The organism is Pseudomonas sp. OV226 (assembly GCF_003148705.1).
Lineage (GTDB): Bacteria > Pseudomonadota > Gammaproteobacteria > Pseudomonadales > Pseudomonadaceae > Aquipseudomonas.
On record NZ_QGGS01000007.1, the window covers coordinates 164,675 to 187,270 of the forward strand.

19 protein-coding genes and 2 pseudogenes are annotated in these 22,596 nt (G+C 57.2%); 9 read left to right on the plus strand and 12 right to left on the minus strand.

Going from position 1 to position 22,596, the window contains the following annotated elements; translation table 11 throughout:
* Positions 1–79 precede the first annotated feature (79 nt).
* Positions 80–952 (minus strand): LysR substrate-binding domain-containing protein, encoded by an 873-nt coding sequence (locus tag C7534_RS14770; protein ID WP_109786201.1) that lies wholly within the window; start codon positions 950–952, stop codon positions 80–82.
* 109 nt (positions 953–1,061) lie between these two features.
* Here C7534_RS14770 and phnD point away from each other — a divergent pair, with 109 nt between their 5' ends.
* The 9 genes from phnD (at position 1,062) to C7534_RS14820 (ending at position 11,009) form a co-directional block, all read left to right on the plus strand.
* Entirely contained in the window at positions 1,062–1,931 is an 870-nt protein-coding gene (gene phnD, locus C7534_RS14775; RefSeq protein ID WP_109786202.1) for a phosphonate ABC transporter substrate-binding protein, read from the plus strand.
* On the plus strand, positions 1,928–2,725 hold the full coding sequence (phnC, locus tag C7534_RS14780) for a phosphonate ABC transporter ATP-binding protein (RefSeq protein ID WP_109786203.1): 798 nt from the start codon (positions 1,928–1,930) through the stop codon (positions 2,723–2,725). Before phnD ends, phnC begins: the two co-directional genes overlap by 4 nt.
* A 2-nt stretch (positions 2,726–2,727) precedes the next feature.
* Positions 2,728–3,546: a phosphonate ABC transporter, permease protein PhnE gene (phnE, locus tag C7534_RS14785; RefSeq protein WP_109786204.1), complete on the plus strand. Its 819-nt coding sequence runs from the start codon at positions 2,728–2,730 to the stop codon at positions 3,544–3,546.
* Positions 3,547–3,682: 136 nt separating this feature from the next.
* A complete protein-coding gene (gene psrA, locus C7534_RS14790; RefSeq protein ID WP_109786205.1) occupies positions 3,683–4,774 on the plus strand; it encodes an iron-containing alcohol dehydrogenase PsrA in 1,092 nt (363 codons plus the stop codon).
* A 134-nt stretch (positions 4,775–4,908) separates the two neighbouring features.
* The gene (locus C7534_RS14795) at positions 4,909–6,204 is read left to right on the plus strand and encodes an MFS transporter (protein ID WP_109786206.1); all 1,296 of its coding nucleotides are present in this window, start codon (positions 4,909–4,911) and stop codon (positions 6,202–6,204) included.
* A gap of 54 nt (positions 6,205–6,258) precedes the next feature.
* Entirely contained in the window at positions 6,259–7,131 is an 873-nt protein-coding gene (locus C7534_RS14800; RefSeq protein WP_109786207.1) for a LysR substrate-binding domain-containing protein, read from the plus strand.
* A gap of 87 nt (positions 7,132–7,218) precedes the next feature.
* Entirely contained in the window at positions 7,219–8,046 is an 828-nt protein-coding gene (phnX, locus tag C7534_RS14805; protein WP_109786208.1) for a phosphonoacetaldehyde hydrolase, read from the plus strand.
* A 128-nt stretch (positions 8,047–8,174) separates the two neighbouring features.
* Entirely contained in the window at positions 8,175–9,695 is a 1,521-nt protein-coding gene (exaC, locus tag C7534_RS14810) for an acetaldehyde dehydrogenase ExaC (protein ID WP_109786209.1), read from the plus strand.
* A 486-nt stretch (positions 9,696–10,181) separates the two neighbouring features.
* Positions 10,182–11,009, plus strand: coding sequence for a DMT family transporter (locus C7534_RS14820; protein WP_109786211.1), 828 nt, complete (start codon positions 10,182–10,184; stop codon positions 11,007–11,009).
* A 75-nt stretch (positions 11,010–11,084) separates the two neighbouring features.
* Here C7534_RS14820 and C7534_RS32820 read toward each other — a convergent pair.
* The 11 genes and pseudogenes from C7534_RS32820 to C7534_RS14890 all read right to left on the minus strand — a co-directional run bounded on the left by C7534_RS32820 (position 11,085) and on the right by C7534_RS14890 (position 22,554).
* Positions 11,085–11,705, minus strand: a pseudogene (locus C7534_RS32820) (tyrosine-type recombinase/integrase).
* Positions 11,706–12,201: 496 nt separating this feature from the next.
* A complete protein-coding gene (locus tag C7534_RS14835) occupies positions 12,202–12,519 on the minus strand; it encodes a DUF6966 domain-containing protein (RefSeq protein ID WP_109786214.1) in 318 nt (105 codons plus the stop codon).
* A 726-nt stretch (positions 12,520–13,245) separates the two neighbouring features.
* A pseudogene (locus C7534_RS14845) lies at positions 13,246–14,675 on the minus strand (IS1182 family transposase).
* Between the two features lie 142 nt (positions 14,676–14,817).
* Positions 14,818–15,036 carry a hypothetical protein gene (locus C7534_RS32825; RefSeq protein WP_109786259.1) on the minus strand — a complete coding sequence of 73 codons (219 nt, stop codon included), beginning with the start codon at positions 15,034–15,036 and terminating at the stop codon, positions 14,818–14,820.
* Positions 15,037–15,767: 731 nt separating this feature from the next.
* Positions 15,768–16,514, minus strand: a complete 747-nt coding sequence (locus C7534_RS14855) for a 2-keto-4-pentenoate hydratase (RefSeq protein ID WP_109786216.1) — start codon at positions 16,512–16,514, stop codon at positions 15,768–15,770.
* A complete protein-coding gene (gene hydA / locus C7534_RS14860; protein WP_109786217.1) occupies positions 16,511–17,947 on the minus strand; it encodes a dihydropyrimidinase in 1,437 nt (478 codons plus the stop codon). The genes C7534_RS14855 and hydA overlap by 4 nt, the downstream gene beginning before the upstream one ends.
* 114 nt (positions 17,948–18,061) lie before the next feature.
* Positions 18,062–19,195 carry an aminotransferase class V-fold PLP-dependent enzyme gene (locus tag C7534_RS14870; protein ID WP_109786218.1) on the minus strand — a complete coding sequence of 378 codons (1,134 nt, stop codon included), beginning with the start codon at positions 19,193–19,195 and terminating at the stop codon, positions 18,062–18,064.
* Between the two features lie 179 nt (positions 19,196–19,374).
* Positions 19,375–20,256 carry an amino acid ABC transporter permease gene (locus C7534_RS14875; RefSeq protein ID WP_109786219.1) on the minus strand — a complete coding sequence of 294 codons (882 nt, stop codon included), beginning with the start codon at positions 20,254–20,256 and terminating at the stop codon, positions 19,375–19,377.
* Entirely contained in the window at positions 20,253–20,885 is a 633-nt protein-coding gene (locus C7534_RS14880) for an amino acid ABC transporter permease (protein WP_109786220.1), read from the minus strand. Before C7534_RS14880 ends, C7534_RS14875 begins: the two co-directional genes overlap by 4 nt.
* A gap of 22 nt (positions 20,886–20,907) precedes the next feature.
* Entirely contained in the window at positions 20,908–21,750 is an 843-nt protein-coding gene (locus C7534_RS14885) for a glutamate ABC transporter substrate-binding protein (RefSeq protein WP_109786221.1), read from the minus strand.
* Positions 21,751–21,789: 39 nt separating this feature from the next.
* Positions 21,790–22,554: an amino acid ABC transporter ATP-binding protein gene (locus tag C7534_RS14890; RefSeq protein WP_109786222.1), complete on the minus strand. Its 765-nt coding sequence runs from the start codon at positions 22,552–22,554 to the stop codon at positions 21,790–21,792.
* Between the last annotated feature and the right edge of the window lie 42 nt (positions 22,555–22,596).

Consider the following 22,596-nt stretch of genomic DNA (forward strand, 5'->3'; position numbering starts at 1 on the left):
TTCAACAGAATCGGTCGATTCCAGCCCCTGGCCTCAGGCAGAAATCGGCCAAAAGCAGCCACTTAATTGCCTGCGTGGCTTAAGCCTTTAGGTTTGTATGAAGCACTACATCAAAGAACGATGTGATCAGCCGACTGGAGCGACGTTCGGTCAGGCAATAGAGATAGGTTTCTGTGTAAAGCTGATCTCCGTCGATCCGGATCGTTCGGATGCGGGGATCGGGGATGAACTCCGCCTCGGACACAACGCCCAACCCGATACCACGCACCACGGCTTCGCGCAGTGCTTCACGGCTGCCGATTTCCATTGCGATACGCGGTACAACTCCGGCCGCCGTTAAAGCCTGCTCCAGTACCAGGCGAGTTGTAGAACCGGGCTCTCGTTGTAGCAGCCGCTGCCCCTCCAGCTCTTCAAGTCGTACTGAATCGCGTTCCGCAAAAGGATGATCATGGTGGGCAAACAGGATGATGGCGTGACGCGCGTAGTGAACGGCGCAGAGCCCTGGATCATCGTGCCGTCCAGCAAGTACCGCGATATCCGTCACGTAACTCTCAAGATCGGCAAGCACCTGAGCCGAGTTGCCAACGCGTATCGAAACATCGATGCGCGGATGCTGCTGAAGGTAGTTGTCGACCATCTCGATCACATGAAAAGGCCCCACCGCCCCTAGCTTGAGCTGGCCACTGTCAAGCCGGCCTGAGTCGCGCAAAAGGTTGTGCGCATCCAAATCCAAGGCAGCCATCGCTTGGGCAATGGGTAGCAATTGGCGACCGACATCGGACAACTCAATGCGTCGCCCGCGACGATGAAACAACTCAAGATTGTATTGCCGCTCCATGCTTTGCACTTGGGTGGTCAGCGTAGGCTGGCTTAGCCCCAAGGCGCGCGCGCCAGCGCTGAAACTCCCATGGCGTGCCACCGCGAGGAATGCACGCATTTTGGCGGTAGACATCCATAGACTCCATCAATAGTTAGCACCGAAAACCCATATTGAACTGATCGTATGACTGTCACGTGACATTTCTAACCTTGGGCAACTCCAACCCGACTCCGGAAATGCCATGAAGAACCTGTCCCGATTTTTGCGTGTCGCCGCTTTGACCTGCCTCTCAATCAGTGCTGCCAGCCACGCGGCGGCGAACGACAAACTGCGGATTGGCCTGATCCCGTCAGAAGACTCCCAAGCCATGATCGAGTCGAGCAAGCAAGTGCTCAGCGGCCTTGAAGCCCAACTGGGCATGCCCGTCGAACCCTTTGTCGCCACGGACTACAACGGCATCATCGAGGCACTGCGTGCAGGCAAGCTGGACGTGGCCTACCTCGGCCCGTTCTCCTATGTGCTGGCAACGTCGGTAGCAGACGTTGAAGCGTTCGCGGTAGCCGTCACCAAGAAAACCGGTCAGAGCGCCTACAAGAGCTTGATCATTACCCGTAAGGAAAGCGGCATTCATCAATTGTCCGACCTGAAGAATCACACCTTCGCGTTTGTCGACCCAAGCTCTGCTTCTGGTCATCTGTTCCCCAAAGCCGGACTGGAACAGGCTGGGTTTGATCCCGCTACTTTGTTTTCGCGCGTGATTTTCTCCGGCTCCCATGACGCCAGCATCCTCGCAGTAGCCAACCAGAAGGTGGATGCCGCCGCCGTAGCCGACCGCATTTTGGCCAACGCCGTGACCAGGGGGCTGGTGAAGCCGGATGACTTCCTGGTGGTGTGGACTTCTCGTCCGATCCCGGAGTCGCCAATGGTCTGGCGCAAGAACCTCGACCCGGCACTCAAGCAAAAAGTCGCTGCCGCCCTGGCTTCGATCAAGGACGTGCCATGGGGTGACCAGGGCCAACTGGATGGCTTCCAGCCTACTTCCGATGCGAATTACGACGTCGTCCGCGACACCGCCAAGGTGCTCGATCTCGATTTGCGGAGTTTCAAATGATCAGTATCCGCCAACTGACCAAGCACTACGGATCAAACCCGGTTTTGCGCGGGATTGATCTGGACGTGGCTGCGGGAGAATTTGTGGTGGTGCTGGGCCAGTCCGGCGCGGGTAAATCGACGTTGCTGCGTTGCATCAACCGACTTGTCCAAGCCGACTCCGGGACGCTCTCGGTGGCAGGCATTGACGCACTCGCCTGTCGCGACACCAGCGTTCTGCGACGTCAGGCTGCGATGATTTTTCAGCACCACAACGTCGTGCCGCGTCTGAGCGTACTGAAGAATGTACTGACCGGCTGCCTGGGCGCAGTGCCAACGCTCACCTCGATCCTGCAGTTGTTTCGGCGCGAAGAAGTGGCGCTGGCCATGCAGTGCCTGGAGCGCGTAGAGCTGGCACATAAAGCCGGCGAACGCACCGATGCACTTTCCGGGGGGCAGATGCAACGCGTGGGCATCGCTCGTGCCTTGGCGCAACGCCCAAAAGTGATTCTGGCGGACGAACCGGTGGCCAGTCTCGACCCAAAGACCGCGCGCCTGGTGCTGCAATATTTGCGCGATGCCACGCGGGAGCTGGGTATCACGGTGTTGTGCAACCTGCATCAGGTTGAGTACGCCCGAGAGTTCGGCGACCGGATCGTCGGCCTGGCCCACGGAAAACTGGTGTTTGACGGTACCGCTTCCAGCATGACCGAAGACGACTTGCAGCGCATTTACCCCGGCCAGACAACGCAAGCCCCAAGCACCTCCGCGAAAGCGGACGAACTGATAATCCCTTGCGCGCAACTGAGGGTTTGAGCATGAAACAGCAAAGTTATCTGTGGACAGTAGACCTGCCTCGCGGACCGCGTGGCTGGCTGTCCACGGGCGCAATCGTGCTGGCGGTGATTCTGACCCTGCACTGGAGCGCCACGGGCGCGCAATTAAGCGTGGGTGAACTCGCGGCAGGGTTGCCACAAATTGGTGATTTCCTGTCACGCACCGTCCCACCCGACCTGAGCATTCTTCCCCGACTGTTGGCGCCCGCCGTGGAGACGCTGCAAATCGCCATTTGGGGCACATTGCTCGGTGTCTTGATGGCCATTCCGCTGTCATTTCTCGCGGCCCGCAACCTGAGCCGGAACCGGCTGGTCTTCCACACGACCCGGCAATTTCTCAATTTCACTCGCAGCATCAATGAACTGATTCTGGCCCTGATATTTGTCTCGGCGGTAGGCCTTGGGCCCTTCCCCGGCGTGCTGGCGCTGGCGTTGCATGGCCTGGGCATGCTTGGAAAATTCTTTGCCGAGAGCATAGAGGAGATCGACCAAGGCCCGATCGAAGCGCTTCAGGCAACCGGCGCACGGCCCTTACAAGTCATCGTTTTCGGCGTATTGCCGCAGGTCATCACCGCCTGGATTGCAGTGGTGCTGTACCGCTTCGAAGTCAATTTACGCTCGGCGACGGTACTGGGCATGGTGGGCGCTGGCGGGCTTGGTTTTGAGCTGGTGAGCAGTCTGAAACTTTTCAAATATCAGGAGACTGCCACTTGCATCATTGTCATCACGCTCATGGTGATCGTTGCTGATGCGATGTCGGGTCGATTGCGCAACGCGATCCAGCGTGGCGCTCACACCTGAACACTCCCCTTGCATGCACTCACATTGAATCAAGTATCGGTTCAGCCGATTAACGCCTGCGAATTATCGATTTGAGCTGTTGTTGAAGCACCCCGAGTATGGGGCCACTTCCAACAACAAAAACAAAGGACCCGCCATGATTGCCCGATTCCACAATCCAGTTGATACACGATTCGGCTGGGGCAGCCTGCATCAACTTGCCGACATCACTGAACACCAGACAGTCGCCCTTGTGACCTTCCCCGAGGCGCGTGGGCTGGGTTTGGTTGATCGCATTCAAGACCTGCTGGGTGACCGCCTAGTGTATGTGATCGAAGATGTCCAGCCTAATCCTGACGTGGCACAGCTGCGTGATACCTATGAACGCTTCTGGCAAGAAGCCGGCGAATGCCACGCCGTCATCGCCGTCGGTGGCGGCAGTGCCATCGATACCGCCAAGGCATTGATCGTGGGTACTGAATCGGGGCACTTTGATGAATTGCTCGCGTTGCTGGCAACCGGCAAGCCCTTCATTCCGGCGCGCAGCAAAATACTGATCGCGGCGCCCACCACGGCGGGTACCGGTAGCGAAGTGACGCCTTGGGCGACGATCTGGGATTCGGCCAGCCACAAAAAATACTCGCTGCACCTTGAGTGCACCTGGCCCAAAGTCGCGATTGTCGACCCGCAGCTGATGCTGACCGTCCCAGGTGGCGTCACCGTCTCTACCGGGCTGGATGCCTTGTCTCACGCGCTGGAGTCGGTCTGGAACATCAATGCCAATCCGGTTTCGGACACCTTCGCCATCTCCGCCATTGCGGACATCCTCGAATGCCTGCCGCTCCTGCGTCGTGATCTCTCCAACAAGGAACTGCGTTCTCGCATGGCATTGGCCGCCCTCAAGGCAGGATTGGCGTTTTCCAACACCAAAACCGCCCTCGCCCACTCCATCTCCTACGAGATGACGCTGCACTATGGCCTGCCGCATGGCATCGCCTGCTCCTTCACATTGCCGCTGGTGCTGGGCTTGGCCTGGGGTCACGACGCAGCGCGCGACCGTACCCTGCAACGAATTTTCGGCAACGACCTGGATAAAGCCCAGGCTCAGCTGCGTGAATTCCTGCATAGCCTGGGCGTGAAAACCGAGTTTTCCGACTATGGCGTGACGGCAGAGCAAGCCGAGCAAATGATTCTTTTCGCCATGCAGGGCGCCAGGGGCAAAAACTTTATCGGCTCTCAAGCTGCGTAGAGCTCACCCGGAAATCAACACCCAACAAGCACTGTCAGCGGCATGACGAGCCGCGACGATTTCCTGCACCCCTTAGAAAAGAGTGCACCCGCCGACACCAATAGGTGAGAGCGAACAATAATAAGGAAAAGATCATGAATCGTGCTCAAACCATGCCTGCTCTCGCTGAACACACCGCCTCATTTCGAGTCGCTCAATGGCGCATGTTGCTGGCGGCGATGTTCTGCTATTTGTTTTTCTACACCGGTCGACAAACCTTCGGTTTCGCCATTCCGGGCATCCAGGCCGAATTCGGTTTTACCAAGGAACACCTCGGCTGGGCATCGGCCGCCATGCTGTGGGCTTATGCCATCGGCCAAGCCATCAACGGCAACCTTGCGGATAAATACGGGGGTCGCCGCATCATGACCGCCGGTGCCGTGTTGTCCTGCGCCGCCAACTGGGTGACCAGTTTCGCAGGCAATTTTGCCGCACTGATCCTGCCCTGGGGCATCAACGGTTATTTCCAGGCGTTGGGGTGGGCGCCGGGCAGTCGATTGATCTCCAATTGGTGGAGTGCCGGCGAGCGCGGCAAGGTGTATGGCTTATACGTGTTCGCCGCCGGTTGCGCCTCGGTCCTGTCGTACGTGACCTCGATCGTGGTGCTGGAGGTGATGCATCTGGAGTGGCGCTGGATCTTTCGCTTGCCCGTGCTGCTGATGTTGGCGGGCGGAATCATCTTCTATCTGGTGGCGCGCGAACGGCCGCAGGATTTGGGCTTCGAGCCACTCGCCGACACCGGGGTCGCCAACGCCGATGACAAAAATCACGAAGTGGCCCACGGCGAAGTCGAGACCTCTGCGCAACGCTACAAAGCCGTCCTGAAAAACTTTCGCCTGATCATTGCCGCAGTGTCCCTGGGTTTCCAGAACGCCGCTCGCTATGGCCTGATCGTCTGGGTACCGGTGCACTTTCTTGGTGCCGACTGGAAGAGCGGCGACAGCATGATCGATCCAAAGTGGATCACGGTTGCCCTGCCGGTAGGCATGGCCATCGGCGCGCTGAGTAATGGATGGATATCGGACAAGCTGTTCGGCTCCAAACGTTACCTGGCGATCATGCTCTACATGGTGCTCGGTGCCGCCACCAGCCTGTGGATGTGGACCCTTGCGCCCCATAGTGCCACCGGGCTTATCGCGCTGTTCCTCTGCGGGTTCTTTGTCTACGGCCCTGCGTCGAGTTTCTGGGCGCTCTGCCCTGACCTGGTCGGCGCAAAGCGTGCGGGCACGGCAACCGGCGTGATGAACTTTTCGTCCTATCTGTTTGCGGGCCTGGCGGAACCATTGATCGGCGGTATGCTCGACAGTACCGGCAATACCTCGTTGATCTTCATCGTGGTCACGACGGCGTGCCTTTGCAGCGCGGTGGTTGCGCTGTTCATCCGGCGTTGAGTACAAGGTTCAGAGGCTTGAATCACAGGCTGCGGCTCAGGAACAGGATCTTTTATGTACCAGTACCACAAGTGGCTACGTTCTTTTCATGCAGTCGCGAAGACCGGCAGTTTCACCCTTGCTGCCGAGTACCTGAGCGTCGGCCAACCGACGGTCAGCGAGCAGGTCAACGCACTGGAAAAGAAGTTTTCCGTGGAACTGTTCCACCGTCGCGGCCGCTTTATCGAAATGAGTTCGGCGGGACACAAGCTCTATTCGATCACCCAGGGCCTGTTCGGCCAAGAGGATGAAGCCGTGCAACTTTTACAAAGTTTCAAGCAACGCAAGACCGGCATGTTGCGCTTGGGCGCGGTGTCCCCGCCCATAGCGATGAACCTGACGTACGAATTGATGCAGCGCCACCCGGACATCGAACTCGAGACCTCGTTTTCTCCGGAAAAGGAGACGCTGGACCGGCTCTTCAACTTCGACATTGATGTGGCGATTCTGGCGCTGTCCGAATTCGACCAGCGCTTTGATACACAACTGTACCGGCGCTATCCGATCATTGCCGTCGTGCGCGAAGACCACCCCTGGGCAAGTCAAAAAGAGGTCCACGTCGAGCAGATCAGCAACGAGCGGTGGGTGCTTAGGGAAAAAAGCTCACGCACTCGACAGTTGGTGGAGGAAAGCTGCAAGCGCCTCGACGTCTCGCTGAACTGTGTGATGCAGTTGAACAGCCGCGAAGCCATTGTGCATGCCATCGCCAAGGGCATCGGCATAGGTTTTGTCTCTGCCGTCGAGTACGCCGAAACCCCAGGCACAAAACCGATCACCTTTGTAAATCATCCGTTTTCCATCGACTACCACTTGTGCTGCCTCGGTATTCGCAGAAACCGTCCAATGATCGCGGAGTTGTTCGAGGCCAGTTCAACGCCGGTTATCTGATTCTGTAACGCACTTTAACTATCGATAAGCCTACTTCTCACGGGTGAGAGGGACGGCCTTCCCCTACCAAAAAAGTGGAGATTCACCATGCATTACAAACAACCTTCCCAACTGCAAGCCGTGGTCCTGGACTGGGCAGGCACCGTCGTTGATTTCGGTTCCTTCGCCCCTACGCAAATTTTCGTCGAAGCCTTCGCCGAGTTTGGCGTGGCGGTTTCTCTGGAGGAAGCACGCGGTCCCATGGGCATGGGCAAGTGGGACCACATCCGCACGTTATGCAACCAGCCACAGATCGCAGAACGTTACCGTACGGTGTTTGATCGCTTACCGACCGATGAAGACATCACAGCGCTTTATGAGCGCTTCATGCCACTACAAATCGAGAAGATCGCGCTGCACTCGGCGCTGATTCCTGGCGCCTTGAACGCCATCGATGCGCTGCGTGACCAAGGTTTGAAAATAGGGTCCTGTTCAGGCTATCCGGCTGTCGTCATGGAAAAAGTGGTGGAACTGGCGCGCCACAATGGCTACGTCGCCGACCACGTGGTAGCGACCGACGAAGTGCCCAATGGCCGCCCACATCCAGCCCAGGCTCTGGCTAACGTGATCGCCTTGGGCATCAGCGACGTCGCCGCTTGCGTCAAGGTCGACGACACCTGGCCCGGCATCCTCGAGGGCCGCAGTGCCGGCATGTGGACAGTCGCGCTGACCTGCTCCGGCAACGCCCTGGGTTTGACTTACGAACAGTACAAGGCGTTGCCCTCCGACAAACTGGCAGAAGAACGCGCCCGCATCATCAAGATGTTCGAAGGTTCTCGCCCGCACTACCTGATCGACACCATCGTCGAGTTGCCGGCCGTCATCGAAGACATCAATGCCCGCCTGGCACGCGGTGAAACCCCTCAAGGCTCCTGACCCCACCCGGCTACTGAAGTGACAGTGGTCGTCCCGCGGACGACCACAACCAACAACAACAACAACAACAACAACAACAACAACAACAACAACAACAACAACAACAACAACAACAAGAGAGACTCGCCATGATCTACGCCCCTCCTGGCACCCCCGGTGCCCTCGTATCCTTCAAGCACCGCTACGGTAATTACATCGGCGGCGAGTTCGTCGCGCCTGTCAAAGGTCAGTACTTCACCAATACCTCGCCAGTGAATGGCCAACCGATTGCCGAATTCCCGCGCTCCACCGCCGAAGACATCGACAAGGCCCTAGACGCTGCCCATACCGCTGCCGATGCCTGGGGCGCCACGTCCGCCCAGGCGCGCTCGCTGGTGCTGCTGAAAATCGCCGACCGCATCGAGCAAAATCTCGAACTGCTGGCAATCACCGAATCCTGGGACAACGGCAAAGCCGTGCGGGAAACCCTCAACGCCGACATCCCGCTGGCCGCCGACCACTTCCGCTACTTCGCCGGCTGCATCCGCGCCCAAGAAGGCAGCGCCGCCGAGATCGACGGCAACACCGTGGCCTATCACATCCATGAACCGCTGGGCGTAGTCGGGCAGATCATCCCGTGGAACTTCCCGATCCTGATGGCCGCCTGGAAACTCGCCCCGGCCCTGGCCGCCGGTAACTGCGTGGTGCTCAAGCCTGCCGAGCAAACCCCGCTGGGCATTACCGTACTGGTCGAGTTGATCGGTGACCTGTTGCCACCCGGCGTACTGAACATCGTGCAAGGCTATGGCAAAGAAGCTGGCGAAGCGCTGGCCACCAGCAAACGCATTGCCAAAATCGCCTTCACCGGCTCGACCCCGGTCGGCTCGCACATCATGAAATGTGCCGCCGAAAACATCATTCCGTCCACCGTGGAGCTGGGTGGCAAATCGCCGAACATCTTCTTCGAAGACATCATGCAAGCCGAACCGTCCTTCATCGAAAAAGCCGCTGAGGGCCTGGTGCTCGCCTTCTTCAACCAAGGCGAAGTCTGCACCTGCCCGTCCCGCGCCCTGGTGCAAGAGTCGATCTACGACGACTTCATGAAAGTCGTGATGAAAAAAGTCCTGTCGATCAAACGTGGCGACCCGCTGGACACCGACACCATGGTCGGCGCTCAGGCGTCCGAGCAGCAATTCGACAAAATCCTTTCGTACCTGGAAATCGCCAAGGGCGAAGGCGCCGAGTTGCTGACCGGCGGCAAGGTAGAAAAACTCGAGGGCAGCCTGGCGACCGGGTATTACATCCAGCCGACCCTGCTCAAGGGCACCAACAAAATGCGCGTGTTCCAGGAAGAAATCTTTGGCCCGGTGGTGAGCATCACCACCTTCAAGGACGAAGCCGAAGCCCTGGCCATCGCCAACGACACCGAGTTCGGCCTGGGTGCCGGCCTCTGGACCCGCGACATCAACCGCGCCTACCGCATGGGCCGCGCCATCAAGGCCGGTCGTGTGTGGACCAACTGCTACCACCTGTACCCGGCGCATGCCGCGTTCGGGGGCTACAAAAAGTCCGGCGTCGGCCGTGAAACCCACAAGATGATGCTCGACCACTATCAGCAGACCAAAAACCTGCTGGTGAGCTACGACATCAATCCGTTGGGCTTCTTCTAATGCTCGGATATTGAGCGACTAGTCAGAAACAAAGACGTGCCCTGTTGGATGAGAGCACAGAGCACGTCAACGGATTCAAGCGCTTCACCGATGACCAGACGATGGTCCTTCTTGGGCAAAGCGACGGGATAGCCTCGGCCATAAACGACCTGCAACGGGCGCCTGCTTTGAGTCGATCGCAGCCATGGCTGCGCGCCCGATTTCGGCCGAAAGCCCAGATCTAATCACTCCAGGCCGTCGCCGCCAATACTGTGCGCAGCGTCACGCAACCAATCACAGAACTGCTGTGCTGCCACGCCAAGGGGCCAAGAGAAATGCGGTCTACTGATGGTGCACTATTATGAGTTTTCATTCATAAAGCGTGCAGTTCTGGACGCTCGCCGAAGAACGATCCGAAAAAGGATATCGATGAAGCATGAGGAATTACCCATTAAGTAATGCGAGGACTTCGCTTTAGTCAAGGTGCCCAATTGCTTAGGATGTCGCATGCCCTATCACATCATCTTGCTCGTACTTTTCGCAGCGCTCTTGCATGCCAGCTGGAATGCCGCGTTGCGCGGTGGCGCCGACAGACTTTGGTCGATGACGATCATGTGCGTGGCTGTAGCGATTACCAGCGTCGCAATAGCCTTGTTTTTGGAGGCTCCGGCCCAAGCCAGCTGGTTCTACGCAGTACTTTCGGCGGTCCTGCACGTCGGCTACAACTTGTTCCTGGTGCGCAGTTACAAGGTTGGAGACCTTGGGCAAACTTACCCTATCTCGCGGGGCTCCTCGCCTATCCTGATTACCCTCGCTGCTTCGGTTTTTGCCGGTGAAACGGTCGGGGCAGTCGCGATGATTGGCATTTTACTGGTGTCAGGCGGCATCATCTCGCTGGCCTTTAGAGGGCGCAAGCTGGCCGTTCCCAGTCTGCCTTACGCCCTGGGTACCGGTTGTTTCATTGCGGCTTATAGCGTGACGGATGGTATTGGCGTCCGCCTGTCCGGCGCACCGATGGCATACACGGTATGGATGTGCGCCTTGTGGGGCGTCTTGATGCCGTTGGTGTATGTCAGCGTGCGCGACACGAAGAGTTTATTTACCTTCCGACCCGGATTCATGACGGCCTTCATCGGAGGTCTGGTTTCACTTCTGGCCTATGGAATCGTTATCTACGCCATGTCCGCCGCGCCCATGGGAGCGGTATCGGCATTGCGCGAAACCAGCGTGTTGTTCGCGGTATTGATCGGATATTTTTTCTTGGGCGAGACACTGACTGTCCGAAAGATGCTGGCATGCGCGGTGATTGCCATCGGCACGATCATCATTGGCTGACGGCAAGGGAGCAAAGCCGATGGTCAGCTTTGGGTCGGATAGCGACGGTCTAGCATCGACCGTTGCAATGAATGGTCAGACTTCCGTCTGCTCAGCCATTTCCAAGGCATCATCGACCTCGATTCCCAGGTATCTGACAGTGCTTTCAAGCTTCGTATGACCAAGCAGGAGCTGGACTGCTCTCAGGTTTTTCGTCCCGCGATAGATCAACGAAGCCTTGGTTCTCCGTAGCGTGTGGGTACCGTACATGGTTGGATCAAGGCCAATGGCTGTCACCCACGTTTTGACTATTCGAGCGTATTGTCTGGTGGAAAGATGGTCTGAGGCGTGCAATCGGCTTGGAAACAAGAATTCCTCGCTGCGGAGACGCGCCTGATGCATCTAAGCCTCCAAAACCATTCGGGTTTGCTCAGTGATTTCAAATTGCACTGGGTGCTGAGTTTTCTGCTGCATCACGATGGCCCGTGACGACACATGCTCCCCATGGGCTATGTCTCGGACTCGCAACTTGGTTAAGTCACAGGCATGCAGCTTGCTATCGATGGCCAAGTTGAAGAGCGCCAAATCACGCGTTTTCTCAGCAAGCTGAAGTCTTACTCGGATAGCCCAGATATCTCTGACTCGGAGCGGGGCTTTCTGACCGACAAGCTTTCCCTTGTTCCAAGGCTGATGGCGGTATCTAGCAACAGTGTTCATGGCTCGTCCTCCACGTTGAGGGAAGACAAGGGTGGATCAGTCACAATGGCTGGTGGTCTCTATCCGACCCTTTGCAGCCATTCGCGAACTTTCATGTGCGCACTCCCAATCAGCGAAGCGAATGACTTGAAACCCATGTCAGATGCGGAGTTGGTTGAATAGCTTTTGCAGAAATGCATCGCCGGCCACAGATTCTGAAAGTAAGTAATGTCCAGACCAATTGTCCCAGCCGGCTGCAAGGTTAAACTCAGCACACTGGAAACTTTGATGAATTTGTTCACTAACGCCTATAACGGGTGAACCCACCCGTTTGAACCCGTGGAGCCTGGTCAAGTTTTCAGCTAGCGATAGCCAAAAAGAGTCTGACAACTCGTTGAAATCGAGTGTCAGATGACCATTTGCTGCCGAGTGGAGAGTTGGGTTCATTTACTGCCATCTAAGGTGTGATGCGAAGGGAATACAAGCTCGGCTGCGGTCGCAATTGTCAGGTGCCTGATTAAGCCTGAGAACGTTTTATTGCGTTGGCGAGATGCTCCGCTTTGTTGCGCAATTCAATGAATTTTTCGTTTAGCTCGACATGACCTGGCTTCCAGAAAAGGACGCCATCGTCATAGCTTTGACCAAGAATGAGATCGCTTAGTGAGCCCATTCCGCCATAGGCTGACAGTAGATACTCAATCCCAGAGAAATCAGAAGCCAGCAATCGGGCTCTTGCCTTACGCATCCAAAAGCTCCAGTGGGTATCTCCATCGCTTTGAAGCACGGTTGCAAGCTGATCAAGAATGCAGATTAGCTCTTCAGTTTTCGGTCCCATTTCTTGACATCGTCCAAAGCAAAGCACGCATGAGCGGGATGATCCACAGTGGAGCATTTATCGCCTGCTTGCTGCACAAGCTACTGCTTCGCCATTAGGGTGTCCATGGGCTGTTTCTGGCCGGTTTCAGTCAGCCCTATCAGATTGCTCAAGCTCTTGCACCAGTGTCGTAAAAATGTAGGACGCAATATGCTCGCCCTTTGAGTGCGTGTAGCTTGCAGTCCTTAGCTAGACAAAAAGACGCATCTAATCCGCCGTGATTCTCAACCATACGCTCTATTATCAAAGATTTTATATCGACCGACTCCCAGCCCTTTGGCGAACTCAACTTCAACGCATACAGGGTTTGGTACTTATCCCATTCATCCGTTCGCCAAAACTGACCACAATCAAGACACTGCAATAGTTTGATCCATTGGCCTATCTCAAGGCAGCGTAAACCAGCGACAAACTCCGCATAGTTATGACTAATCTCTACGAGGTCGCGCCGACTGCCACAACTACATTGCATTGTTTCACTCCTAATATTGAGCTTTTCACTAGACTCGATCGTCTGCTTCTGGCCCAGAGTGTGTAAAAACACTCATGACCTTATCTTCCTGGAGCATCGACGTTCGTTGGCTGTGCCATCGCACGGTCAATGCTCCGTGTTGCATCGGTGTCGCGTCCTGGAGCACGTCAGCGCTGTTTTTACAGCCTCTGGGGTGGGGCCAACGTCAGCCTTTCTTAGGCTGACAGCGCTTTCATCAAACCGTTGGCACCGATGATTTTTATGACCCGTTTCAAGTTGTAGGCGAGCACATTTAACCTCATCTCCGCACTCACGCCGGCCAGCTTTCGCGTCAGGAAGTGCGTCGCCCCCATCCATTGTTTAAGCGTCCCGAAGGGATGCTCAACCGTCCGTTTTCGAACTCGCATCATCTCCGGGGCTTTGCTCAGCCGAAGCTGCATGTCCTCCAGCACGGCTTCATGCTCCCAGCGTCGAACTCGTCGTTCCGTGCTCGGTGTGCACTGCGATTTCAACGCGAAGCCTGGCATTTCGAACTCCAGTAACGGTGCAACTTCAGGCCTTTTTCAACGTAGGAATAGTGCCAGCTCAGCGACTCTCCTGCCGGGCAAATGTAATCGATTTTGGCCGCATCACAGATGAAGGCATCGTTATTGAAACGCCCGTCAGCCTTGGCTCCAGAGGTCATCGGCTTGGGCACATAGGCGGTGATGCCGGCATCGTGACAAGCCAGGATTTGTTCGCTTTTGAAGTAACCTCGGTCAGCCACCACCGACAACGTATCTGACCCCATCACGTCGCGGGCCTGCTTGGCCATCGAGCTGAGTTGATCGCGGTCGGAACCGACGTTAGTCACCTCATGAGCAGCGATCAAATGGTGCTGAGTATCGACCGCTGTCTGCACGTTGTAGCCGACGATTCCCGTGCCGCGCGTCATCATGGAGCGGCTGTCTGTATCGGTCAGTGAGACCTGTTTATCCGGCGATTCATTGAGCTGGATTTCGATCGCTTGAAGCTCCTTCATTTGAGTTTTTAGCTTGGCGATTTTCTCTTCCAGCCGCACGGCGCTGGACTCGGAAGCTGTTGGCTCTTGTCGATCGGCAGCATCGAGTGCCGCCAGATAACGGTTGATGCTCAATTCAATTTCTTCGATTCGCCGCTTCAGTTTGGCGCTGGTGAAGTTGCGATCGCGGTTGTTGACTGCTTTAAATTTACTGCCGTCAATGGCGACCAGATGTTCTCCAAACAATCCCAACTGCTGACACAGTACAACGAACTGGCGACAGACGCCTCGGATGGCCTTGCTATTATCTTTTCGGAAGTTGGCGATGGTCTTGAAGTCCGGCATCAAACGTCCGGTCAACCACATCAGTTCGACGTTGCGTTGAGCTTCTCGTTCCAGCCGCCGGCTCGACTGAATGCGGTTGAGATAGCCGTAGATGTATATCTTTAGCAAGATCGCGGGGTGGTAAGCAGGCCGGCCAGTATCGGCTGGGATCGCACCTTCAAAACCCAGATTGACCAGGTCTAGTTCGTCGACGAAGACGTCGACTACGCGCACCGGATTGGTATCGCTGACGTAGTCGTCGAGGCTCTCGGGAAGTAAGGTGCCTTGGCCTCGATGTTCACCTTGGATAAAGCGCTTCATGGGCGATCCCTGCGATGAAATCCTCAGAAATCATAGCAAGGGTTCGCAAAAGCGTTTACACACTCTGAGCCAATGCAGTCTCTTATGACAGGCGACTATCGACCCAAGGCTGACCCTGCTCTCGCGAAACGCGGGGTCGTAGTTATCTGATTTGGAACAGGCGGGAGATCGCGGTTATGGCCTTGTCTCCGTCAGTTTCATAGAGACCGAACAGGCGCGTTTGGTCGCTCAGACGATGAAGCCGAAAATGGTTATAGAACGCTTGGCCTAAGCGCTGATTCTCGAATGTTCCGCGTTCCCAAAGAGTTAAAAACTCTTGATACGCAACGCGCTCAATTTCCAATCTCGGCATGCTTTCCACATACACATCCATTTATGTCAGCGATGACCGAATCCTACTGACGCTGGACAGATGCGACAATGCGCGTTTTGCCGAGGCAGTCGTTGCTGCATTCGTGACCGACCTCTTTGGGGCCAGGCGGTTTAAAAATACCGCCCAAAAATCGAAGTGCGTACTCCTACGTCAACTCTGAAAACGTGTGGCTAGTCGACAGACCTGAATCTCACATGGAACGCGATTTTTAATCATCCGAGCTGGCTTTGGAGTTTTTACACACTCTGGGCCATTAGCTGCCCTTCACAAATGGCTGTAAAAACGAAGGTTCAATGTTCAGCTAATCCGTACTGGCGCCCGCCCCTTATGCCGATTTCTTTCTCAATCCGTGTCCAGCGACTCGGGGCGATTTCAGTCTGACGTGGCAGATAGAAATTGGCCGGTAGCGAGTGAAGCTACGAAAGGTAAAGTGGAGCGCATAGCTGAACCTCTGCTGCGCGGGGCAATCAACCGCTTCTAAAACTAAAGAACTGAGAGGTTGGCTATGACGGCGAACGAGGATCTGATTGATTGGAATGGCCGCTGGCGTATCTCTAACAGTGCGGTGTCTTGCAGAGCGCTTCCAACTCGCAAGCCAACGTAGGGAGAGGGGCCTGAGGGAATACCCAGAGGCAAGCCTCAAAAGCCCACGCGTTTTAAGCAGGAGCAATGCGCCGACTGGCTCCGTAAACTGGAAATCAGCAAGCCTTTGAAACGCATCACGTCGACAAGGCAACCCGTCCTATCCCGGCAAACTCAACTTCCACTTGCACCCCGGCCGACGCCCAGTAGATACCGGTCCAGCTACCACTAGCCACCAGGTCACCGGCTCGCAAGGGGCTGCCCAGTGCTGCAGCGTGACGCGCCAGCCATGGCAGCGAACTCAGCGGCTCACCGAATGGATGGCTGCCAACGCCGACGAATTCAGGTTCCCCGGCCACCCGCAACGCCACCTGTTGTCTTGACCAATCCGGCATGTCCCCCAGCGTTTGCGGTGCACCGAGTACCAGCGCGCGGTTGAGTTGCTGGTCGGCCAGCCGAAGCAGTGGCGCGGCCTGATCGCCCTGCAGCCAGCGCGTGCCACACAGTTCGATGCCCGGCATCCACACATCGACCGCTGCACAGGCCATGGCCAGATCAGTGTGCTGGTCGAGGTCGCGCGACAGGCGCACGATCAGTTCGCCCTCGATCCCGAAACCGAAGGCATCGCCCGGCGGAACCTGCCAACCCGACGGGTGTACCGCCATTGCCGGTACCCCGGCGGCGCTGATCAGCCCTCCCGGAGCGCCGCCCAGTTTCCAGACCGCTGGCGGCCCGGAGGCGAACCAGCCGAGGGCATCCGCTACCTGGCGCTGCACGGCATAGGCTTCGGCTTCGTTAGCCAGTTCCAGGGTTGGCAACGGTTGTTGGCGCCCCTCACGCCAAGCACGAATCAGGGTGGCAGCCACCTGCGCGACCGCACTCACAATGCCAACTCAGTCTTGCGTCGGCGCAGTTGCGCGGGCGCCGGGCGCTCGCACGGCAGAAACCGGCCGCGACCCGCCTCACCGCGCGGCTCGCCGTCCCAGACCACCTCACCGCGAGACAAGGTCATGGCCGGCCAGGCGCTCAGCGTCATGCCGGCGTAAGGCGTGTAATCGACGTTGTGGTGCAGCATTTCGTTGCACAGGTGCACCGACTCACCTTCGTTCCAGATCACCAGGTCGGCATCAGCACCAATAGCGATGCTGCCCTTGCGCGGATACAACCCATACATCTTGGCGGCATTAGTGGAGGTCAGCGCAACAAAGGTTTGCGGGGTGATGCGCCCACTGCGCACGCCTTCGGACCAGAGCAGTGCCATGCGGGTTTCGACACCGGGAATGCCGTTGGCGATCTGGTCGAACGACACCTCTTCACCGTGGGCCTTCTTGCCATCCGGGCCATCGAAGCGAAAGGGAGCATGGTCTGACGAGAAAATCTCGAACGAGCCGTTCTCCAGGCCATCCCAGATCACCTGCTGGTTTGCGGCATCGCGCGGCGGCGGGCTGCAGATGCACTTGGCACCTTCGAAGCTGTCGTCACACCCCAGCGAGTCGGCGGTCAGGAACAGGTACTGCGGGCAGGTTTCGGCGTACACCTTCAACCCCTGGCTCTGGGCCCAGCGAATCTGCTCCACGGCCTCGCGACCCGACACGTGCACGATCAGGATCGGCACGTCCACCAGCTCGGCAAGGGCGATGGCACGATGGGTCGCTTCGCGCTCCACCAGCATCGGCCGCGACGCGGCGTGGTAGCGCGGCGCAGTCAGCCCGGCCGCCAGTAGTCGCTCGGTAAGCCAGGCGATGCAATCGCTGTTCTCGGCGTGGAGCATCACCATGGCGCCCTCACGGCGCGCGACCGACAACGTCTCGAGAATCTCCCGGTCGCCCAGCTTCAGCGCATCGTAGGTCATGTAGATCTTGAACGATGTATAGCCTTCAGCAATCAAGGCCGGCAGTTCTTCACACAGCACCTGCGGGGTGGGGTCGGTGACGATCAGGTGAAAGGCATAATCGATCACCGGCTTGTTACCCGCCCGACGATGGTAGTCATCGACGGCAGAGCGCAGGCTTTCGCCCTTCTGCTGGCAGGCGAACGGGATGACGGTGGTGGTGCCGCCGCAGGCCGCCGAGACCGTGCCGCTGAAGAAGTCATCGGCCATCACCGAGCCGTCGCCAGTCGGCTGGTCGAGGTGCACGTGGCTGTCGATGCCACCGGGGGTGACATGCCGGCCTGCCGCGTCGATTTCCTGGTGACCTTGCGGCAGGTCCAGGCCAAGGGAGACGATGCGCCCGTCACGAATACCGATATCGCTGGTGAACGTGTCCGCGGCGGTTACCACGCGGGCGTTGCGAATCACCGTATCAAAAGGTTGCATATCAATCAGGCCTCTTCCAGAAGTAACCGGCCCCAGCCGATCAGGCGGCGCGTGTCTACGCCCTTGGTTTTCAACATGTCCCAGACCACTGTGGTAACGGTGTCGAATACCGGTTTAGTTAACCATCACCTCATCCAGTGCCTGCTCGAGAGTGCTGACCGTGCGCTCGATATTGCGCAGCTTTTCGAGTCCGAACAGACCGATGCGGAAGGTCTGGAAGTCGGCCGGCTCGTCGCATTGCAACGGCACTCCGGCGGCGATCTGCAGGCCTTGGTCGGCAAATTTCTTGCCGTTCTTGATGTCGGCATCATCGGTGTAGCTCACCACTACGCCGGGGGCCTGAAAACCGGCTGCGGCCACGCTTTTGATGCCTTTGCCGGTCAACATTGCGCGCACCCGATCGCCCAGCGCCTGTTGTTCGTCGCGGACCTTGTCGAAACCGTAGGCTTGCGTCTCTTTCATCACTTCGTTAAACCGCGCGAGGGAATCGCTGGGCATGGTCGCATGGTAGGCATGTCCGCCCTGTTCGTAGGCCTGCATGATCTGAAGCCACTTTTTCAGGTCGCAGGCGAAGCTGCTGCTTTGCGTCTGCTCGATGCGCTCGAGGGCCAATGCACCGAGCATCACCAGGGCGCAGCAAGGGGAAGCACTCCAGCCTTTCTGCGGTGCGCTGATCAGCAGGTCGACTGCGCATTTGTGCATATCCACCCACAGCGTGCCTGAGGCGATGCAGTCCAGCACGAACAGGCCACCCACCGCATGCACGGCGTCGCCGACGGCCCGCAGGTAGTCGTTGGGCAGGATAATCCCTGATGAGGTTTCAACGTGGGGGGCGAAGACAATCTGCGGCTTGTGCGCCGCAATGGCGGCCAGTACTTCGTCCAGAGGGGGTGGGGCGTAGGCCGCCTGGCGACCCGCGTCGACCGGTCGGGCTTTGAGCACCGTGGTGGCCGCCGGGATGTTGCCCATCTCAAGGATCTGGCTCCAGCGATAACTGAACCAGCCGTTGCGTATCACCAGGCATTGCTGGTCGGTGGCAAATTGTCGCGCCACCGCTTCCATGCCGAATGTGCCGCTGCCCGGGACCACCGCGACAGCCTGGGCGTTGTAGACCTGTTTCAGGGTCTTGGAAATGTTCTTCATCACGCCTTGAAATGACTGCGACATGTGGTTGAGCGAGCGGTCGGTGTAGACCACTGAGTACTCGACCAGCCCCTCGGGATCGATACTGGGATATAGCTTTGACATGGGGTGACTCCTTTGGCAGAGATGTCAGTGGGTAGCAAGGACCGAAAACATGGACGCAGGCTGGGTCAATGGTGATGGCTTTACTGTGGACGCCAGCAGCATCAAAGTGGATGCCAGCCGGCTGCGCGCTCACCCTAAACGGCCAACAGCTTCCTGTATCAGAACCGCACGGGCGCTCATCACGTTGATGCCGGCGATTTCGCCGACACCAGCGTGTTCAGTTTAGACAACTCCCCTTCCTCAGGGATTAGTGCTCGAGAGGTGTAGGCCTGCCGTCGTTCGATCCAGCGCCGCAGAGCCAGAAGCAAAGCGCTGACAAAACCATACATGACCGTGACAATAAACGCCGATTGCAGCAGTGATTGTGGGGCGAAGCTGGATATTTGCTGGGACCGGCGCAACAGCTCTTCATAGGGAATGATGTACCCCAGGGACGTATCCTGGACAATCGCCAGAACGCCACTGATCAATGCTGGCAACATGAGTTTCAGCGCCTGTGGCAATACAATCCACATCATCGCCTGGTGTTCGCGCATGCCGATCGATAACGCCGCTTCGTTCTGCCCGCGCCCCAAAGAAAGGATACCGGCACGTACAATCTCTGCCGCCATCGCACTGTGGTGCAGCACCATGCCGAAAATCAGATAACCCAGGGCTGACCAGTTCAACCCGATCGAGGGCAACAGGATGACGGTAAACAGAATCAACAAAAGCAGCGGTACCGCGCGAAAACAACCGATATAGCTGGCAGCCAAGGTGCGCAACCAGAGCCTGGACGATAACCGCGCAAGCGCCAGAGGCAACGCCAGACTGAAGGCCAATACCATGCTGATCACTGCGGCCAGCAAAGTTGCCACCAGGCCGTCAAACAGAAAGCGCAGTGTTCCCGGATGCAGGAAGATTTCCCATCGCTTGGCATCGAACTGACCACTGGCATCGAGCCGATGACCCACCGCCATCAGGCAACCCAACAGCAGTAACACGCCGATTACCGAAATCAGCCGGTTACGCCTTCTGGCAATCGGACCAGGCGGTTCGTAAAGCAAGTTGTCAGCGCTCATCGCAACACCGCCATTTTTTGCTCCAGAAAGCGAAAGAACCAACCGGCTGGCAGGGTCAGCAGAAAATAGGCACCCATGGCGCCGAGGAAGGTCGGCACGGCCAGGGCTGTGTCGAAGTTGATCTTCTGCGCGGTATAGGTGATGTCCGCGACACCAATCGCAGCCCCAATGGCCGACGCCTTGATTTGAATGATGAACAGATTGCCCAAAGGTCCAACGACCGACTGCACGGCTTGTGGCAACACCACTTCGCCCATGATCTGGTCGAAGCGCATCCCGATGCTGCGTGCGGCTTCGATCTGGCCAATCGACACAGTGTTGATACCCGCCCGCACGACTTCACAGATCCAGGCCGCGCTATACAGTCCCAGGACCAGGACCGTGGAAGTGAACAGCGAATAGATGAAGCCCAGCTTCGGCAGTCCAAAGGTGAACAGCAGCAACAGCGCCAGAAGCGGCATCATCCGCATGAGTTCTACGTAACTGCTGGCAAACCAGCGAAAGGGTGGCCATGGGCTCACCCTCATGATTGCCAGAAGCAGCCCGAGAACGATCGCAATGGCGAAGGACAGCAGGGTCAGCTCGACGCTGACCGCGATGCCCCCCAGAAAGCGTTCGATATAAGACATCAGGTTCGCCTCTGCGGAGCTCTTACTGTTCGATCACTGGCACCTGCGGTGCGCCCAGCCCGGCTTCAAGATCCTTGCCGTACATTTCTTGCCACTTGCCACTCTGGATAGCCGCCCCCAACTGATTGCTGATCCAGCTACGCCAAACCTTGTCTTCCTTGGCCACGGCGATGCCGTAGGGCTCTTCAGTGAACGGAGTGCCAACCACCCGCAGCTTGCCGGGCTGGCGAAGTGACTCACCGACCAACGTGGCGCCATCGTCGACATAGGCGTCGAAACGTTTGTCTATCAGACCCTCTACACAAGCGGAGGCATCGCTGAAAGTCACGATCTTGGCACTAGGCGCCAATGGTTTGAGATTGCGCTCTACGGTCGTCCCGCTTAGTACGCAGACAGTCTTGTTGTCGAGGTCAGCGGTTTTGTTGATCGAATGATCGTCGATTCTTACCAGAGAGTCCTGTCCGGCGAGGTAATACGGGCCCGCAAAGCCTATGACCTGCTTGCGTTCGTCGGTCACTGTCATGGTGGCGATGACCAAGTCGACGCGTTTGTTCTCGACCAGAGGAATGCGGTTTTCCGGTGTGGTGCTGACCCACTCGATGTTGTCTTCGGAGCCTGTAAGCTGTTTAGCCAGCATCCTGGCCAGATCAGCCTCGAAGCCTTCAACGTCTCCAGTCATGGGATTTCGGGACGAGAACATCAGCGTATTCAATGAGGTGCCAACAACCAGCTTTCCGCGCTGGTGAATTTTCGCCATCGTCGAATCTGCGGGGAACTGATCGACTGTGGTCGCCGACGCTAACGTGGCGAACATGCAGGAAGCCAGAAGGGAGACGCTGAATGAAACGAACCGGTTTGAGCGCATGGTTGATCTCTCTTTTTATTGTGTTTTCAGATGAGTTGATTAATGAGCCAGAATCTTGGAAAGAAACTCCCGGGCACGCTCTGAGCGGGGGGCGCTGAAGAAGGTTTCCGGTGGAGCACTCTCAACAATCCGGCCGGCGTCCATGAAAATAATCCTGTCGGCAGCGGAGCGAGCGAACCCCATTTCATGGGTGACTACTACCATGGTCATGCCTGTGCGGGCCAAATCGACCATGACCTTCAGAACCTCGTTGACCATTTCCGGATCAAGTGCCGAGGTCGGTTCATCGAACAACATCACGCTGGGCTTCATCGCCAGCGATCGAGCCAGCGCAACGCGTTGTTGTTGGCCACCCGACAGCTCCGCGGGATAAGCCTTCCCCTTGTGTGCCAGACCGACTTGTTCGAGCTGTTGCATTGCCCACGCGTCGGCGTCCTGACGTTTCATTCCAAGGACCTTTCGGGGGCCCATGGCAACATTCTGCAGCGCGCTCCGATGTGCAAACAGATTGAAACTCTGGAAAACCATGCCGACCTTGGCACGCATTTTCGCCAGTGCCCCGCCCTCTTCAGGCAGGCGTTCGCCGTGCAAAAAAATCTCACCACTGGTGATGGTTTCCAGGCGATTGATGCAGCGACACAAGGTCGATTTACCAGAGCCCGAAGGACCGATAATCACGACCACTTCACCTGGCTGAACCTCAAGATCAACATCAAACAGTACTTGCTGACTGGCAAAGAACTTATTGACCGCGCGTAGTGAGATGGCCGGGGTTTGCTGGTTTTGCGCGTGAGTCGATAGCATGGTTTCTGATCTGCGTTGGAGGTCTGATGTATGCCCTGCAGG

What these genes read in the sequence shown, in the direction of transcription:
- hydA (WP_109786217.1), bottom strand. Translation starts at nt 17,947, where the DNA reads ATGCAACCTTTTGATACGGTGATTCGCAACGCCCGCGTGGTAACCGCC.
- phnX (WP_109786208.1), top strand. Translation starts at nt 7,219, where the DNA reads ATGCATTACAAACAACCTTCCCAACTGCAAGCCGTGGTCCTGGACTGG.
- psrA (WP_109786205.1), top strand. Translation starts at nt 3,683, where the DNA reads ATGATTGCCCGATTCCACAATCCAGTTGATACACGATTCGGCTGGGGC.
- C7534_RS14875 (WP_109786219.1), bottom strand. Translation starts at nt 20,256, where the DNA reads ATGAGCGCTGACAACTTGCTTTACGAACCGCCTGGTCCGATTGCCAGA.
- phnC (WP_109786203.1), top strand. Translation starts at nt 1,928, where the DNA reads ATGATCAGTATCCGCCAACTGACCAAGCACTACGGATCAAACCCGGTT.
- C7534_RS14870 (WP_109786218.1), bottom strand. Translation starts at nt 19,195, where the DNA reads ATGTCAAAGCTATATCCCAGTATCGATCCCGAGGGGCTGGTCGAGTAC.
- phnD (WP_109786202.1), top strand. Translation starts at nt 1,062, where the DNA reads ATGAAGAACCTGTCCCGATTTTTGCGTGTCGCCGCTTTGACCTGCCTC.
- C7534_RS14835 (WP_109786214.1), bottom strand. Translation starts at nt 12,519, where the DNA reads ATGGGACCGAAAACTGAAGAGCTAATCTGCATTCTTGATCAGCTTGCA.
- phnE (WP_109786204.1), top strand. Translation starts at nt 2,728, where the DNA reads ATGAAACAGCAAAGTTATCTGTGGACAGTAGACCTGCCTCGCGGACCG.
- C7534_RS14885 (WP_109786221.1), bottom strand. Translation starts at nt 21,750, where the DNA reads ATGCGCTCAAACCGGTTCGTTTCATTCAGCGTCTCCCTTCTGGCTTCC.
- C7534_RS14770 (WP_109786201.1), bottom strand. Translation starts at nt 952, where the DNA reads ATGTCTACCGCCAAAATGCGTGCATTCCTCGCGGTGGCACGCCATGGG.
- C7534_RS14795 (WP_109786206.1), top strand. Translation starts at nt 4,909, where the DNA reads ATGAATCGTGCTCAAACCATGCCTGCTCTCGCTGAACACACCGCCTCA.
- C7534_RS14880 (WP_109786220.1), bottom strand. Translation starts at nt 20,885, where the DNA reads ATGTCTTATATCGAACGCTTTCTGGGGGGCATCGCGGTCAGCGTCGAG.
- C7534_RS14890 (WP_109786222.1), bottom strand. Translation starts at nt 22,554, where the DNA reads ATGCTATCGACTCACGCGCAAAACCAGCAAACCCCGGCCATCTCACTA.
- exaC (WP_109786209.1), top strand. Translation starts at nt 8,175, where the DNA reads ATGATCTACGCCCCTCCTGGCACCCCCGGTGCCCTCGTATCCTTCAAG.
- C7534_RS14800 (WP_109786207.1), top strand. Translation starts at nt 6,259, where the DNA reads ATGTACCAGTACCACAAGTGGCTACGTTCTTTTCATGCAGTCGCGAAG.
- C7534_RS14820 (WP_109786211.1), top strand. Translation starts at nt 10,182, where the DNA reads ATGCCCTATCACATCATCTTGCTCGTACTTTTCGCAGCGCTCTTGCAT.